This window comes from Dysgonomonas termitidis, from assembly GCF_042654545.1.
GTDB lineage: Bacteria > Bacteroidota > Bacteroidia > Bacteroidales > Dysgonomonadaceae > Dysgonomonas > Dysgonomonas termitidis.
Genome location: NZ_JBHSGN010000093.1, coordinates 20,440 through 38,888, shown reverse-complemented (window position 1 = coordinate 38,888; position 18,449 = coordinate 20,440). Strand labels below are relative to the sequence as shown.

General features: G+C 42.5%; 7 protein-coding genes. All 7 read left to right on the top strand.

What is annotated here, in order from left to right; genetic code table 11:
* The first annotated feature begins 267 nt into the window (after positions 1 to 267).
* The 7 genes from ACFO6W_RS15815 (at position 268) to ACFO6W_RS15785 (ending at position 18,307) form a co-directional block, all read left to right on the top strand.
* On the top strand, positions 268 to 3,315 hold the full coding sequence (locus ACFO6W_RS15815; RefSeq protein ID WP_379998209.1) for a SusC/RagA family TonB-linked outer membrane protein: 3,048 nt from the start codon (positions 268 to 270) through the stop codon (positions 3,313 to 3,315).
* A gap of 44 nt (positions 3,316 to 3,359) precedes the next feature.
* Positions 3,360 to 4,973, top strand: coding sequence for a RagB/SusD family nutrient uptake outer membrane protein (locus ACFO6W_RS15810; protein ID WP_379998150.1), 1,614 nt, complete (start codon positions 3,360 to 3,362; stop codon positions 4,971 to 4,973).
* A 24-nt stretch (positions 4,974 to 4,997) separates the two neighbouring features.
* Positions 4,998 to 7,100: an alpha-galactosidase gene (locus tag ACFO6W_RS15805; protein ID WP_379998147.1), complete on the top strand. Its 2,103-nt coding sequence runs from the start codon at positions 4,998 to 5,000 to the stop codon at positions 7,098 to 7,100.
* Positions 7,101 to 7,338: 238 nt separating this feature from the next.
* Positions 7,339 to 9,540, top strand: coding sequence for an alpha-galactosidase (locus ACFO6W_RS15800; protein WP_379998145.1), 2,202 nt, complete (start codon positions 7,339 to 7,341; stop codon positions 9,538 to 9,540).
* A 69-nt stretch (positions 9,541 to 9,609) separates the two neighbouring features.
* Positions 9,610 to 12,204 carry a beta-mannosidase gene (locus tag ACFO6W_RS15795; protein WP_379998142.1) on the top strand — a complete coding sequence of 865 codons (2,595 nt, stop codon included), beginning with the start codon at positions 9,610 to 9,612 and terminating at the stop codon, positions 12,202 to 12,204.
* A 96-nt stretch (positions 12,205 to 12,300) separates the two neighbouring features.
* Positions 12,301 to 14,727 (top strand): glycoside hydrolase family 95 protein, encoded by a 2,427-nt coding sequence (locus ACFO6W_RS15790; protein WP_379998140.1) that lies wholly within the window; start codon positions 12,301 to 12,303, stop codon positions 14,725 to 14,727.
* 328 nt (positions 14,728 to 15,055) lie between these two features.
* Complete coding sequence (locus ACFO6W_RS15785; RefSeq protein ID WP_379998138.1) at positions 15,056 to 18,307, top strand: S41 family peptidase; 3,252 nt, start codon at positions 15,056 to 15,058, stop codon at positions 18,305 to 18,307.
* The last annotated feature ends 142 nt before the right edge of the window (positions 18,308 to 18,449 follow it).

Here is an 18,449-nt window from a genome sequence, read left to right as displayed (position 1 = left end):
GTTCGGTTTACATTTGCACCAAACTAGAATTGATTATACTTGTTAAACATATTTTAAGCCAAGCAAAGAACACCCTTTATTTTATCTAAGTAAAAACACTTTAAATTGATTTTTATGATAGGAAAAAAAACGTAGAACCAAAGAAGATCTTTTTTTTGAAGAACCTGATTTACTGCATTTTATATTTCGAATAATTAAACCATAAATCTTTTTATCTAAAATAAATAACTTATGAACGAGTGTATTAACATTAATTCCAAACTGAAAATGGCATTAATAATAATGATGCTATTTATTGTTTCAGGGGGTGTAGCTTTCGCACAGAATATGACTGTTACGGGAGTTATAACTGATAGCCAGACAAAAGAACCTGTAATTGGAGCATCAGTGGCTGTGAAGGGTACAACCACCGGAACATTTTCTGATGAAAACGGACAATATTCTATATCTGCGGCGAGAAATAGCACATTGACTTTTTCTCTTTTGGGGTATGAGGCAAAAGAAGTCACCGTAACCGGTGAAATAATGAACGTTACCCTTATGTCACTGGATTTCCAGATAGATGAGGTTGTAATAGTAGGTGCAACTTTCAAAAAAAGCGATCTGACCGGAGCTATAGGCAGTGTAAGTAGTAAAGTGCTGGAAGAGAAACCGGTAACCAATATCAATCAGGCTCTACAAGGCCGTGTAGCCGGTGTTTTTATCTCTAACCCGACACGCCCGACAGATGATGCTTCCATCAAAATTCGCGGAATCAATACAATCAATGGTTCTACCGATCCTATATACGTAGTAGACGGCATGGTAATGGATAATTCGTTCTCCGGCTTCAATGCCGTGAACCTGAACGATGTTGCGTCCATCGAAGTTCTGAAAGATGCTTCTGCCACAGCTTTGTACGGATCGCGCGGTTCTAACGGGGTTGTTGTAATTACCACCAAGAAAGGTAGAAAAGGAGAAGGCCGGGTAACATATGACGGTTGGGTAGGTTTCCAGACCTATGCCAATACACCAAAGACAATGAATACCTCTCAGTTATTTGAACTTCGTAAAGAGGCCTATACAAACGGTTATAAGCAGACAAATCCGAATGGGGATGTGAATGCGTATATTAATGATGTTATTATGGGTTCAAATACCGTATTTGCCGATTATGAATTTAATGCTTACAAAAACAATGAAAACTATGACTGGCTGGATGCGGTGAGCCGTACAGGTGTGCAACAAAGCCATGTCGTAAGCTTGTCAAACGGTGACGACAGAGGTACTTACTATCTCAGCTTCGGTTACACGGATAATAAAGGGGTGATTGAAAAATCCGGGCAAAAAAAATATTCGGGACGTATCAATGCCGACCAACAGATCAAACCCTGGCTGAAAGTTGGTACCAATACTTCTTATACACGTACAAATAATACATTGGTTGATGACGGTATTATGAACCGCGCGCGTTTGGCTAATCCGATGCTGGCAATTTCCGATGAGCTCAAGACATTGAACTGGCAGGGAATCTTCGATCAGAACAATTTTAATCCTTTGCGATCTTTGAAAGTTGACAATGATTTAGCATATAATCGCTTGCTTAGCTCTAACTATATCAATATTAACCCAATAGAAGGATTGAACCTGCGGTCCACTTTCTCTGTCGACTATGCTCAGAAACAACAAAATAAATATACTCCTAACGATATTTATGAATCGGAGCGTTACGGAACTCAGGGTGAAGCTGTCGACAATCGTGACACACGTACCGTATGGCAGTGGGATAACACAATTTCTTACGCAACTACTATTAATAACCTACATAAACTGAATGGAATGTTGGGTACAAGTGCTACCCAAACAAATTACAGTTATATTAATGGAACTTCTACAGGTTATGGTTCTAACCTGTTCGGGTATCACAGCTTACAATCAGGCTATAAGAAGGACCAGCGTGGTTTGAGTTCGGGATGGTCAAAACAGACTTTATTATCCTACATTGCACGTGTAAATTATACCTACGCAGATAAATATTTATTGACGGCTACTGCCCGTTACGATGGTTCATCTAAATTTGCTGATGGTAATCAGTGGGGCATATTTCCGTCACTGTCGGCTGCATGGAATATTACGCAGGAAGACTTTATGAAAAATCAGACTTTGTTTGACCAGTTGAAATTACGTGCCGGATTTGGTGTTGTAGGTAATCAGAATATCGACGACTTCGCTTATCTGTCTCTATATAATGTCAGCTATACCGGTACTTCGGAGACAGGTTATACCAATTCATTCGTGTCTAACGGGCGCCGTGGCACACCGGATATTAGCTGGGAAAAACAAAAACAATGGAACCTTGGTCTGGATATGGCGTTCTTAAAAGGCCGTATCAATCTGTCGGTGGATGCCTTCTTAATAAAGAACAAAGACTTGCTTATGAGCCATTCATTACCTACTACCACAGGTTATTCAACTACAATTGAAAACATTGGTGCTATCGAAAATAAAGGACTGGAGTTTGCATTAAATGCGAATCTGATGAGGACAAAAGACTTTGAATGGAACTTCGCGGCTACGCTGTCGATGGATAAAAATAAGGTTACTCAACTTTACGGAAACACAGGCGTAGTTTATAATGTAGATGGTGACCGTAATATCCAGAAAGAAGGCAACCTGTTCCTGGGGGAATCGCGCAACACACTTTATATCTGGAGGACAGGCGGTATTGCTCAGGCGGTGGATATGGATCGTTTGAACGGAATCAACTGGAATGGATATAATGTAAATCCGGGAGACCTTTATCCCCTGGATGTAAACGATGATAAGCAAATAGATCAGAATGACCGTGTCGTCGTAGGTTCTACAGACCCTAAGTTCTATGGCGGTTTCTCTTCCGATTTCAGTTGGAAAGGTCTTTCCTTGAATGCCGTATTCAGTTATTCCTACGGTGCGAAAAAATTAAGTCCGTGGTACGAGTCCCTCATTGGCAGCACCGGTTCGAGCGTTGCTTCGGCCGACCTGCTGGATCGTTGGACCCCTGAGAATACAGATGCTAAATTCCCGCGTGCATTGGCTGGTTTCGATTATAACCACTATAACGCGGGCCAGATGGATTTCAGTGTGCAAAAAGCGTCATTCCTTCGTTTGTCTGCATTGACACTGGCTTATACATTTCCTGCTAAAGTAGTGAATGCAATGAAGCTCTCCAACCTTCGTGTTTATACTACCGGTTCCAACATCTTTTGTCTGACCGACTATAAAGGATATGACCCTGAAACAGGTGATTGGTATCCTCCTACACGCATGTGGACTTTCGGTGTAAATATAGCTTTCTAACGGAACAGGAGATAAAAACATTTAAATTTTAAAGAGAATATACAATGAAAAAGATATATAAATATAGTGCAATATGTGCATTGGTTTGTACATTTGCTCTGAACATAACTTCCTGTGCTGATTTTTTGAAAGTAGATCCGACAGGGTCATTAGCTGAAGAACAGGTTTTTGAAAAGATTGATAATGTAGAGCCGTTAGTTCTCGGATTATATAAGAGTTATCGCAATTGTAAAGAAGGACGTAACGGTTTGATGCCCTATTTGGGAACTGACGAAACCCAGCAAGGCAACTTCCAGCTGATTTCTTCCGGCGACCAGGCAGGTATGGACAAATACAACGGACAGTTGAATGCCACTTCTACTCAGGTTTCGAGTATATGGAACAATCGCTGGCCAGCTGTTGTATCGGCCGCGAAAGCTATTTATGCATTAGGCATGACTACCGAACAGCCCGAACGTGCGGCGAAATTACTTGGAGAAGCTTGTTTCATCCGTGGAATGTTGATGTTTGAGTTGAGTATGTATTGGGGTGAGATCCCGGTTATTGATATAGCAAAGACTGACGAGTTAGGACTTGGACGCCAACCGCTGGATATAGTATGGAAATACATTATTGATGATTTTACAACTGCTGCCCGGAATTTACCGGATTCCTACAACGGCGAGCCACAACGTGCAACGAAAGGAGCCGCTTTAGCTATGCTCGGAAAAGCTTATATGGCAGCTCCCGAATCTACCAACTTACGCGATTTTTCTAAGGCGGATGATTGCTTTAAACAGATAATCGATATGGGCCGTTACAGATTGTTGAATAACTATAGCGATTTGTTCCGTTATGACAACCCGAATTCAGCCGAATCACTGTTCGAATTGCAATTCAATAACGTATGGCCTGATTGTAATTACTGGCAGTTCGATACAGGTTCACGTGCTTGCGACTCATGGTTCAGTCAGGCATGTTCTTTCTCCGGTTATGACTTCCTTGTCCCTACACCCTTTGCTTACAAAACAGTAACAGAAGGAGGTATTTGGGAAGATGGCGACCTTCGTAAAAACGAAGCATTGCGCTACGACTTCACTTACTATACCCGTAAATATTCGGGAAACGGTACTTACCAATATGTAACTCCGGACTTGTCAAAGACCCAGTGGACAGGTACAACAGATGAATTGGACCCGCATATAAAGAAATATGAAGATTTCCGTACAGACAGCCTTTCAAATCTTGGAATCAACAATATGTGGAATTCCGGCAAGAATTTTACTGTGATACGTTATGCGGATGTTCTGCTTCTGCATGCCGAATGTCTGAATGAATTAGGACAAACTTCTGATGCGGTAAATCTTGTAAATAATGAGATCCGTACACGTGCATGGGGTGGGACATTACCGGCGGATAAGAAGTGGAACAATATGTCTCAGGGCGATTTCCGTATAAAAATCATGGATGAACGTATGCGTGAATTATGTTTTGAAGGATGGCGTCGCATCGACTTGTTGCGTACCAACAAATTTGTAGAACTGATAAAAGAGCGTAACAGATGGGCAAAAGAATCGGGAACAATACAGGATTTCAACAAACGTTATCCGATTCCGGACACTGAGATCAAAACCAATGAAGCATTCAGCAAAGAAGATCAGAACCCGGGATATAATTAACTGAATAATTAAAATAAAAACGAGATGACGAAAACAACAGGTCTGATAGTTTTTATTTGTATGAGTTGCATATGCCTTTTGGCATATGCATCTTGTGCAAGTGGAAACAATATAGGAAATAAACAGTGGGCTATCATTTATAATGAAGATTCCAAAACTTTAGACTACAGGCACAATGGCAAGAGTATATTATCCGGTGTATTTGTAAAGGCAAAAATTGGGGATGATTTTATCGAAAGTACTGCTTACCCGGTAGTCAGCATCACGGAAGAATCTGTTTCCGATGTATTGGGAAAAGGAGAAAAGTTTACTGTTAGCTATACCGGATTATCCGGTAAGCCTGATATCCGGCAGGTGTATTACTTTTACTCAGATAAAGAATATTTTCTGACAGAAGTATATCTGGAATCCCCCACGGACATCTCTAGTAATTATATAGCCCCGGTGTACACTGTGGCAAAAAATGCTTTTCTGCCTCATGATGAGAGCAACCGTGTATTACGTGTGCCCTTCGACAACGACGCCTTCGTACATTATCTTTCATCTCCTCTGACAGGAGAGGACATGTCTTTCGAAGTAACGTCCGTATTCAATGGAAAGGGCCGTGCCGGATTAGTTATCGGCTCGGTGGAACATGATACATGGAAGACCGGTATCCGCTATAAGGGCGAGGATAATCAATATATAACCGAATTGGAGTGTTATGGTGGTGTAACTCATGAATTGACAAGGGATATCAGTGAAAAACCCGACAGGCCATCGAAAGAGCATGGCAGTATAAAAGGCAAAAGCCTGAAATCACCTAAAATATTTATCGGATTTTTCTCCGATTGGCGTAAAGGATTGGAATTGTTCGGCGAGGCGAATGCCCTGATAACTCCTCCCCGTAAATGGAATGGAGGAACACCTTTCGGCTGGAACAGCTGGGCTGCGATGGCTGCGAAAGTGAACTATGAGGGCGCGACTGAAGTTTCCGATTTCTTCAAAAACCAATTACAGCCGAATAATTTTGAAAACGACAATACGGTATATATAGGACTGGATTCTTTCTGGGATAATTTTTCCGAAGAGCAACTTGGTACATTTGCAGAACATTGTAAGGCCAACGGACAGAAAGCCGGAATCTACTGGTGTCCCTTCTCCGATTGGCATGGAAATGCAGAAGCGACTGTTGAAGGTACCGATGGTAAGTGGAAATATAAAGATATTTATTTATATGCCAACGGCAAGCCCCGTAAGGTAGAATCATTGGCTGTAGATCCCACCCATCCGGCAACAAAGCAGAGGATGGATTATTATATCAACAAGTTTAAGAAACTGGGATATACTTATGTGAAACTCGACTTTATCAATAACGGAACGCTTGAAGCCGATTCTTTCTACAATCCCGATGTAACCACAGGCATACAGGCATATAACGAAGGCATGAAATACCTGTCTGACTTGTGTGGCGAAGACATGTTCATGGCATTGTCCATTGCGCCCACATTCCCATCTCAGTACGGAACTTCGAAGCGGATCAGTTGCGACGCCTGGGGTGCGATGACCGAAGGCGAATGGGGAACAACAGGCTATATGCTCAATAGCCTTTCGTTCGGCTGGTGGCTCGACCGAGTTTATCCATTTAATGACTCCGACCATATCTTACTTTATAAACCTCAGGAAGCCGATGATTATAAAGAAGGAAGCAACAGGGGGCGTATTACCTCGGCCGTTATTACCGGTATCTATATGCTGGGTGATAATTTCAGTCTGAAAGGAAGTTTCCCCGGAGATAAGGAAGCCCGCGATAAAGCCATGAAAGTGGCTACAAATAAAGATATCAATGATATAGCCCGTATAGGCAAGTCTTTTTATCCGGTAGAAGGCTATACTGCCGCCGGGCCCGGCAAAGCGGAGCCAATGTACATGCTGGATACTAAAGAATATATTTATGTGGCTATCTTCAATTTTGACAAAAATACGGTTAAAGAAGGAAATCTGGACCTTAGCCGCGTAGGTCTGGAGCATGCTGATAAATCTGGAGTGAAAGAACTATGGACATCCACTCAACTTTCCGTTAACAATAATAATTTACAATATTCGGTACCATCACAGGATGTAAGGGTATACAGAATAGATAAATAATCCGCATAAATAGAGAATGATGAAAGTTTGGTTATCATGATCTGGCGTGGCAGATATACATATATACCTTTATATGTAAAACAATAATTGCATAGTAAATGCTTATCGTTGTTTTTCAGAGGTATATATGTATTCTCCATAAAAAAATGAAAACGAAGGAATAAACATTAATAATAAAAAGAAGGTCTTTTTGTATATCCATATAATATTAGGCATTTCTACTAAACATCTATTTTAAATGAGAACATCTGTATTAAGCATTCTTCTGTTGTTTCTGACGGCATTAAATGTATTCAGTCAGGAAAAGAACGTTATACAAGTGGAAACGGACAATCTGTCGATGATATTCACAGCTTCACCCAACGAAAAGGTAATTTTTCAGTATTGGGGGAACAAACTGAATGGGGTCTCCTCATTCACGGACAAAAAAATTAAAGGGCAACCGGATACAAGTGACGATTTTGCATCACAAATGTATCCTGCATACGGTGGTCGTTATTATCTCAATCCTGCATTAAAACTAACACACGATGACGGGGTACTGACTACCGAACTCGTTTATGCCGGTACACAGACAAAGCCCTTGGATAACAATACAACGGAGACTGTAATCAGCCTGAAAGACAAGATGTATCCCGTCTATGTAGATGTTCGTTTTATTGCTTATAAGAAGGAGAATATTATTGCACAGTCGGTTACGATATCCCATAAAGAAAAAAGCAGTATAAAAGTGGAAAATCTGGCGTCATCATATATCCCGATTCATGCCGGATCATATTATCTTACCCATTTTAGCGGAACATGGGCTGCCGAAATGCAGATGGAAGAAGAAGAGCTTACTCATGGTATAAAAGTTGTGGAAACAAAGAAAGGAGTAAGAGCAACACAGTCGGAGAACCCATCGTTTCTTCTTTCATTAAATGGACCTGCAAATGAAGACTCGGGTGAAGTATACGGCGGCTCGTTGGCATGGTCGGGCAATTATAAATTATCGTTTGAACTCGATGAGACAGGCAAACTGGGTATTATAGCGGGGATGAATCCTTTCGCTTCTACCTTCTATCTGAAACCGGAACAAAAACTGGAAACACCCGAAATGATTCTCACCTATAGCGCCACTGGTGTGGGTCAGCTATCGAGAAATTATCATGACTGGGCACGTAAATACGCTCTTGTTCATGGAGATAAATTGCGTCCTGTTATCCTCAATAGCTGGGAAGGCGCTTATTTTTCATTCGACGAAAAGACTATAACGGACATGATAGATGACGCCGCTAAATTTGGAGTAGAAATGTTTGTCTTGGACGATGGATGGTTTGGCAATAAATATCCCCGTAATGCAGATAATGCGGGTCTCGGCGACTGGCAGGTGAATAAGAAAAAACTGCCGCGGGGTATTAACTACCTGGCAGACTATGCGGTAAATAAAGGGGTGAAATTCGGTATCTGGATTGAGCCCGAGATGGTAAATCCTGATAGTGAACTGGCTAAAAAGCATCCGGAGTGGATTGTAAAAAGTGGTAAACGGGATATTCTTCCGATGCGTAACCAATGGCTTCTGGATTTAAGTAATCCTGAGGTGCAGGATTTTGTCTTTAAAACATTTGACGATGTGGTCTCCATGTCTAAAAACATAAGTTACATCAAATGGGATGCCAACAGGCATGTAGATAATGTAGGGTCCGATTATCTGCCCAAGGATGAGCAAACTCATTTCTGGTATGAATATGTGAAGGGATTGTATAAAGTATACGATAGAATCAGGGCAAAATATCCCGATATAGATATGCAGTTATGTTCTTCAGGGGGTGGTCGTCTGGAGTTTGGTGCGTTGAAGTATCATACAGAGTTTTGGACGAGCGATAACACAAATGCCCTGGACCGTATTTTTATACAATACGGGACGAATCTGTTCTTTCCCGCAATAGCTACTGGATCACATGTATCTACCAGTCCCAACCATCAGACAGGTATGATAACCCCGCTTAAATTCCGCTTCGATGTAGCTATGTCGGGCCGCCTGGGAATGGAATTGCAGCCGAAAGATATTGGGGACGAATACCAATTTGCAGCTAACGCGATAAAAGACTATAAAACAATCAGGCCGATTGTACAGCTCGGTGATTTGTACAGGCTGGTATCCCCGTATGGAAAGAATGGCTGGGCATCGCATATGTATGTTTCGAAAGATAAGAAGCAATCGGTGTTCTTCGCTTACAGCCTGAAATATCACGGGCGTACGACATATCTCGAAACTAAACTGAAAGGACTCGACCCTGATAAGAATTATAAGATAACGGAACTGAACGTTAAACCGGGCGGTAGTTCTTTCTATGGAGACGGGCAGGTGTTTTCAGGTGACTATCTGATGAAAGCAGGTATTAGCCTGAATATAGGGAATCCGTTCGATAGCACAGTGTTGCTTATTTCTCAGGAATAAGGATCTGTATAAGTTGACCCTGGTGTCCTGACCCAACGTAATTTATCGGAAATTAATTCATATTCAAGAATGCTGAAACTATTAAGAAATTATTCTCTCAAATTGACCTTATTGGCACTGGTCATACTATTTTGTGATCCGGTATCGGCTATACCCATAAAGAAAGAACTCAACTCGGGCTGGAAATTTCGCCAATGGCGGCTAAACAATTGGTATCCGGCCTCTGTTCCGGGTGTAATCCATACCGACCTGATCGCGAACGGGATAATTGAAGATCCGTTTTACAGATTGAACGAAAGAAGTGTACAATGGGTAGACAAGGAAGACTGGATGTATGAAACTCATTTCGACCTGGATGACGACACATTCGGTAGGGAAAATATCCGCCTGCACTTTATGGGGCTGGATACCTATGTGCATGTTTATCTGAATGGGGAGAGTATCCTTGAGGGAGATAATATGTTCCGCGAATGGAAAGTGGACATTAAAGACAAGGTGAAGCGGAAAGATAATAAGCTGGAGGTCTTTTTCCGCTCACCGATCAAAGAAGATATTCCCAAATGGGACGCTTTGCCTTTTCAGTATCCGACCGGACCCGACCAGTCCCAACAGGGTGGGATCTTCAATAAAACAGTCAGTACATTTGCCCGCAAGGCAGGATACCATTACGGCTGGGACTGGGGTCCCCGTTTGGTAACGTCGGGTATCTGGCGTCCTGTGTATCTCGAGGCCTGGAATGATGTGAAGATAGAAAATGTATTTATAGAACAGAAAGAAGTCAGTTCTAAAATAGCCCGGATTACGGCTCATGCTGAACTCCTGTCCGATAAAGAGCTGGCGGATGTCAAGATAATAATAAAGGATAAAAATAACAATACGGTTTATGGGACAAAGAATCTGGATCTGAAAAAAGGGATAAACACGGTTCCTGTCGATTTTACGATCGATAATCCCCGCTTGTGGTGGAGTAACGGACTGGGAGAGCCTAATTTATACGAGTTTACGACAATAATAGACCTGAAGTCGGCAACCGTTGATACCAAAAATATACGGACAGGGATACGTTCTATTAAAGTCGTGAATGAAACGGATAAAGACGGAGCTTCATTTTATTTTGTATTGAACGGTGTTCCTGTGTTTGCCAAAGGTGCGAATTATATTCCCTCCGATAACTTCCTTCCCCGTGTTACCCGCGAAAAGTACAGGAAAACAATACAGGATGCCGTAGATGTAAATATGAATATGCTCCGGGTATGGGGTGGAGGTACTTATGAAGAAGACTATTTCTATGACCTGTGCGACGAAAACGGCATAATGGTATGGCAGGATTTCATGTTTGCGTGCAGTATGTATCCTTCGGAAGGCGCATATCTCGAAAATGTGAAATATGAAGCAATAGATAACATTAAGCGTTTACGGAATCATCCTTCCATTTCTATTTGGTGCGGTAATAATGAGGCTTATGACGGTTGGTTCGGATGGGGACGCCGCGAAGATTACACAAAGCAGAACCCCGAATATGCCCGTATTATGTGGAAACAATATGCCGATCTGTTTCACAAATTACTACCCGATATGGTAGCGCAATATGCTCCTCAGTCTTTTTACTGGCCTTCTTCTCCATACGGCTTGCCGGGACAAGGCTGTGACGATAAGCACGGCGACAGGCATTATTGGGATGTATGGCATGGACGCAAACCTATTGCTCAATACAATGTGGAACGCAGCAGGTTCTTTAGCGAATATGGATTCCAGTCGTTCCCCGAATTTGAGTCGGTAAAGATATACGCGCCTGACAAAAAAGACTGGGTAATTACATCGGAAGTTATGATGGATCATCAGCGGGCAGGTACTTATGCCAATAATCTGATAGAAGAATACCTGTTGAACGAATATCAGAAGCCAAAAGATTTTGAATCATTTCTTTACATGAATCAGGTGTTGCAGGGCGATGCTGTGAAAATAGCTATGGAGGCCCATCGCCGCGATATGCCTTACTGTATGGGTACTTTGTTTTGGCAACACAACGATTGCTGGCCCGTGGCTTCATGGTCGAGCCGGGACTATTACGGCCGTTGGAAGGCGCAGCATTACTTTGCCCGCGAAGCATATAAAGATGTGCTGGTTTCCCCCATTGCTAAAGATGATAAGCTGGATATCTATGTTGTGTCGGACAGGCTTTCCGAATCGAAGGGAACTCTAAGCATAAAGATCATAAAACTGGACGGACATATTATAGACAGCAGAAAATTAAATATAACAATACCCAAGAATACAAGTAAAAATGTATTCACTGGTTCTGTAAATGATTTACTGAAAGGAACGGCAAAAAGCGATGTGGTAATTCATGTGGAACTGGCGGACAATAGGAGTAAGATTTATAAGAATAACTACTTCCTGTTGCAACAGAAGAATATAAACTTCCCTCACGCAAGTATATCTAAAACGGTAAAGACTTTGGAAGGAGGCTATGAGGTATCCCTGTCGGCGGACAATTTTGCCCGCGCGGTATTTATGTCCGTTGAAGGAATAGATAATTTCTTTGAGAACAATTATTTTGATATTCTTCCGGGACAAACAGCAGTAGTAAAAGTAAAAACATCTTTATCCCGGCCCGAATTTGAAAAACAGTTGAAGGTTGTATCATTAAGGGATGGCTTTTAAGATGCCTGTCTTTATGAGCGATAGAGTCGGAAATTGAAAACTTTATCCCATGCATCCTCTCTACAGAATGAATATATGCTAATTGAATTTAAAATTATGAGAAAGACTTGTTCTATATTATTAATATCGATAATAACAATTTTAATAACGAATGTCCAATTCGTGTTTTCGCAAAATGTCCCGTCGTCAACCCTTTGGTATGAGCAGCCGGCTGATGAATGGATGAAATCTTTGCCTCTGGGCAACGGACGCATAGGTGCAATGGTATTTGGCGGCATAGAAACGGAAACGATAGCACTGAACGAGGTGACGATGTGGTCGGGGCAACCTGATAAATTTCAGGAGCGCCCATTGGGTAAAACAATGCTGAATGACATCAGGCAATTATTCTTTGAAGGGAAATATGCCAAGGGTAACCGTGTTGTTTCCGAGTTTATGTCGGGCACGCCTCATTCTTTTGGGTCACATGTCCCGGCAGGGGATCTCAAACTGAAATTCAGATATCCTGCCGGCACAATTTCAGGTTATAAAAGGGAATTGAATCTCGATAATGCTATCAATACAGTATCATATAAGATTGGTAATGTACAATATACAAGAGAATATTTTTGCAGTAATCCCGATAATGCTCTTATTATTCATCTTACCGCAAGTAAATCAAGATCGCTCAGTCTGGATATATCATTGGATATGCTTCGTGAGTCTGTCATTACAGATGTGGATAACGGATTGGAGTTTTCCGGTAAAGTGTCTTTCCCGAAACAAGGCCCCGGCGGAGTAAACTTTAAAGGTAAAGTGGCTGTGTCGGCTAAGGATGGTAAAGTCTCGGCTGCGAACAGCATGATAAACATCGAGGGCGCAACAGAAGTGACTCTGATCCTAGACCTGCGGACGGATTACAATAATAAGCAGTATAAGGAAGACTGTACCGGGACGGTGGATAAAGCATTATCCCAGACTTATAATCTTTTAAGAAATAGGCATATAAATGATTATTCAAATCTGTATAAAAGGGTAGACCTGTTTTTGGGACGGAGCGAAGCTGATAAACTGCCTACCGACAGGCGGTGGGAACGGGTAAAAGCCGGGAAAGAAGACGTAGGGCTGGATGCCCTGTTTTTCCTGTATGCAAGATATCTATTGATTGCCGCGTCACGCGAAAATTCACCATTGCCTGCTAACCTGCAAGGGATATGGAATGATAATCTGGCTTGTAATATGGGGTGGACCAATGATTATCATCTGGATATCAATACCCAGCAAAATTACTGGCTGTCTAATATCGGCAACCTGCACGAATGCAATGTACCCTTGTTCGGTTATATCAAAGACCTTTCCGTTCATGGACGGAAAACAGCAAAGAATGTGTACGGAGCAAGAGGATGGGCTGCGAATACCGTAGCTAATGTGTGGGGTTATACGGCTTCGGGACAAGGTGTTAACTGGGGGCTTTTTCCTCTGGCCGGTTCATGGATAGCATCTCATTTGTGGGCGCATTATGTATATACGCTTGACGATGGTTTTCTGCGGGACGAGGCCTATCCGATATTGAAGAGTAATGCGGAATTCTTGTTGGACTATATGGTACAAGATCCTGAAAGTGGTTATTTGATGACAGGCCCCGGTACTTCTCCCGAAAACTCATTCAGATATAAAGGTGATGAACTATCGGTTTCATTAATGCCTGCCTGCGACCGGCAACTTGCTTATGAGGCCTTTACATCTTGTATCGAAGCATCGAAAATATTGAAGACAGATGACAAATTCAGGGATAGCCTGAATATGGCGTTGAAAAAGTTTCCTCCTATTATGATAGGCAAGAATGGTGCCGTACAGGAATGGTTCGAAGATCTCGAGGAGGCACAGGCTAACCACCGCCATACCACGCACCTGCTGGCGCTCTATCCATTTTCGCAAATCAGTCCGGTAAAGACACCCGATCTGGCCAATGCCGCCCGCAAGACAATAGAATACCGCCTGGCCGCGCCAAATTGGGAAGATGTGGAATGGAGCCGTGCTAATATGATTTGCCTCTATGCGCGCCTGTTCGACGCAAAGAAAGCATATGAGAGTGTTGTGCAACTTCAGCGTGAATTTACCCGTGAGAATCTGTTGACAATATCCCCTGAAGGTATTGCAGGAGCTCCATACGATATCTTCATCTTTGACGGGAATGAGGCCGGGGGCGCCGGAATAGCCGAGATGTTGATTCAAAGCCATGAAGGGTATATTGAATTGTTGCCGGCTTTACCTCAGCAATGGAATACAGGTTATTTCAGAGGTCTTTGTGTCAGAGGCGGGGGTGAAGTGGATTTGAAATGGAAAGAAGGCCGGGTCCGGAATATAGTGATTAAGGCTACTGCGGATAATGAATTTACATTTAAGGTTGCCAAAAGCCATGGCGATATATCCTTTCCCAAAGGAGCGGATAATGTAAGAATACAGAGGAATACGGAAAGGAACCATAACTTTATAACTGTTTCACTGAAAAAAGGCCAAAGCCTGGAAATGAACTGCAAATAAGAGGCGTTTTTTTTAGAGTGTTAACCATATAAGTGTAAAAAAGCAGAGTATGGATTTCATATAGAGGAATATAGCCCGGCTAAGTATATCATCGTACCGGAAAAAGTGCTTTATCATTAAGGCACTTTTTATTTTTTATCCTGTCCTGAATAAATTTTTGTAACATTTTCACTTTTCTTTCGTCATATAGCTAGTATCTAGCTATATTTGATACGTTAAATATAGGATATCCGGGTTCAATGCTCTGATTCCTTTATGGTTGTATCTACCGGATATAGTAGTGCCCATAACATCAAAAGCTTATTATTACTTATTTAATTAAAATATTATGAGAAAACTTTTGTTCACTGCTTTCTTCCTCTTTTTTATAGTGGGGTTAAAAGCGCAGGAGGCTCCTTTGTGGCTGCGCTATTGCGCTATATCGCCCGATGGTAATCAGATCGCGTTTTGTTATAAGGGAGATATTTATAAAGTACCCGTAACCGGCGGCCGCGCCATGCAGATCACTACCCACCCCGGATACGATACCCGTCCTGTATGGTCGCCCGACAGTAAAAGTATCGCTTTTGCTTCCGACAGGGAGGGTAGCCTCGATGTATATCTCGTATCGGCTGAAGGGGGTACGCCCAAACGTCTGACTACACACTCCGCAGGCGAATATCCGGTTGCTTTCCGTGATAATGACAGGTTGCTTTATTCGGCCAGTATCATACAGGATGTGAAAGACGGTGAGTTTCCGTCGGGACTCTTTGCCCAGATCTACGAAATTAGTACATTGGGAGGGCGTCCGTCTCTTTTCTCATCACTGACAATGGAAGATTTGTCTATCGATCCCAGCGGGACAAAGGTTCTATATCACGACAGGAAAGGGTATGAAGACCCGTGGCGTAAACATCACCAATCGTCTATAACACGCGATTTGTGGTTGTGCGATTTGAGTGGCGAAAGAACATATAAGAAGCTGACTACTTTCAGGGGGGAAGACCGTAATCCGGTTTGGGCCGCGGACGGACAAAACTTTTATTACCTGAGTGAGCAAAGCGGCTCGTTTAATATTTATAAAAGCGGTTTAGATGTATCTGCACCCGCAAAACTTACGAATCTGGAGAAACATCCGGTACGCTTTCTTTCATCAAGTAAGCAGGGAAAGCTTTGTTTTTCCTATGACGGTGAAATATATACGATGAATGAGGGTCAGCAGCCTCAGAAGGTGAATATTCGGATTGCTACTGATAATCAGGAAAATAAATTGAAATATATCAACTTCTCTACCGGAGCAGGGGAAATGGCAGTTTCACCGGGTGGAAAGGAAGTTGCCTTTGTGATACGCGGCGATGTGTTTGTCGCTTCTGTAGAATACGGCACTACAAGACGGATAACCAATACGCCGGAACAGGAACGCAACGTATCCTTCAGCCCGGACGGACGTTCGGTGTTGTATGCCGCGGAACGTAACGGGTTGTGGAATGTATATCAGTCTACACTCACGCACAAGGAAGACGAATCGTTTGTTTACGCCAAGGATTTTAAAGAGGAACAGTTGACAAATTCCACCCTGGCCTCTTTTCAGCCATTATACTCGCCGGACGGCAAGGAGATAGCATATCTCGAAAACCGTACGATTTTGCGGGTGTTGAATCTGGCCAGCAAGGAAATACGCACAGTACTGGACGGCAAGTTCAATTATTCGTACGCCGACGGGGATCAGTGGTTCAGGTGGGCACCGGACAGTAAATGGCTTTTGACCCAATATATAGGCATAGGAGGCTGGAACAGTACGGATGTCGCTTTGGTAAAAGCGGACGGCAGCGGAGAGCTTACTAATCTGACAGAGAGCGGCTATAGTGATGCTAATCCGCGCTTTGTGCAGGACGGAAAGGCTATGATCTGGTTTTCAGACAGGGCCGGATACCGCAGTCATGGCAGTTGGGGTGCATACATGGACGCATATATCATGTTTTTTGATGGGGAAGCATACGACAAATTTCGTATGAGCAAAGAGGAGTTCGCATTACAGGAAGAACAGGAAAAGAAAGACAAGAAGAAAGAAGAGGGAAAAGATAAGGATAAGAAAGACAGTAAGGGCAAGAAGGATGATAAAAAGGATGACAAGAAAGATAAAGAAGTAAAACCGCTGAAATTTAATCTCGATAACAGACGGGACTGGATTATCCGCCTGACGCCGAACTCTTCGTCCCTGGCAGATGCCATGCTCAATAAAAAAGGCGATAAGCTTTATTACCTGACCCGATTCGAAAAAGGCTATGATCTGTGGGTTTATGACCTGAAAGATAAATCTTCGAAGATATTGGTAAAAGAAGCAGGAGCCGGCGAACTGAACACAGACAGCATCGGAAAGAATATCCTGTTGCTGGGAGGCGGCCAGTTGAAGAAAATAGATATGGAGAACGGAACTGTGACTCCTATTAAGATCAATGCGCAGTTTGAATATCAGCCCGAAGAGGAACGCAGTTATATTTTCAACCATGCATGGAAGCAGGTCAAAGACAAGTTCTATGTAACGGATTTGCATGGTGTGGATTGGGATGGATATAAAGCTGCTTATGAACGTTTTCTTCCTCATATCAATAATAATAATGATTTTGCTGAAATGTTGTCGGAAATGCTGGGAGAACTAAATGGGTCGCATACCGGGGCACGAAGTTCCGGGCAGGGTTCTCCGATGCCTACGGCTTCTCTGGGAGCGTTCTTCGACGAAGCTTATCTTGGAGACGGTATCAAGATTAAGGAGATCATTAATCAGGGACCGTTGACTAATGCGAATACGAAAATAGGAGAGGGGACAATTATATTGAAGATAGACGGCAAACCAATAATGAAGGGACAGGATTATTATCCTTTGCTGGTAGGAAAAGCCGGAAAAAAGGTGCTGCTTACATTCAAAACATCCGAATCGGGTAGTGAGATAGAAGAATGGGTAAAACCCGTTTCTTACGGTGAACAAAATAACCTGCTTTATAAACGTTGGGTAGAACAACGCCGCCAGATGGTAGACAAACTGTCGGACGGAAAAGTTGGATATGTACATGTACGCGGCATGAATAGTGACAGTTTCAGGGAAGTATATTCCGAATTGTTGGGCCGTTGCCGGAACAAAGATGCTGTCATAATAGATACCCGTCACAATGGTGGAGGCTGGTTACACGATGATCTGGTTACCCTCCTGAGCGGAAAAGAATATCAGCGTTTCGAACCCCGCGGACAATATATAGGCAGCGATCCGTACAATAAATGGACTAAGCCGTCAGCCGTATTGGTCTGTGAAGATAATTATTCGAATGCTCACGGATTCCCGTGGCTGTATAAAGAATTGAAAGTAGGTAAACTGATAGGAACGCCTGTTCCGGGAACGATGACCGCAGTATGGTGGGAATCGCAGATCGATCCGGGTATCGTTTTCGGTATTCCGCAGGTAGCAGTGAAAGATATGCGCGGGCAGTATCTGGAAAATCAGGAATTGCAGCCGGATATTGAAATATATAATGATCCTGCTTCTACATTACAAGGAAAGGACAGCCAATTGGAAAAAGCTGTGGAAGTATTATTACAGGAGAAATAAGGAATAAATACTATACATTATAATTACAGAGTTGCAAGTGAGAATTTGTGACTCTGTTTTTTGTATCTGCTTATTGGTGCTAATCAGTCGTTAAAGCGATTATTGTAGTATAAAAACGTTCTATTTTTAGTTACAAGTTACT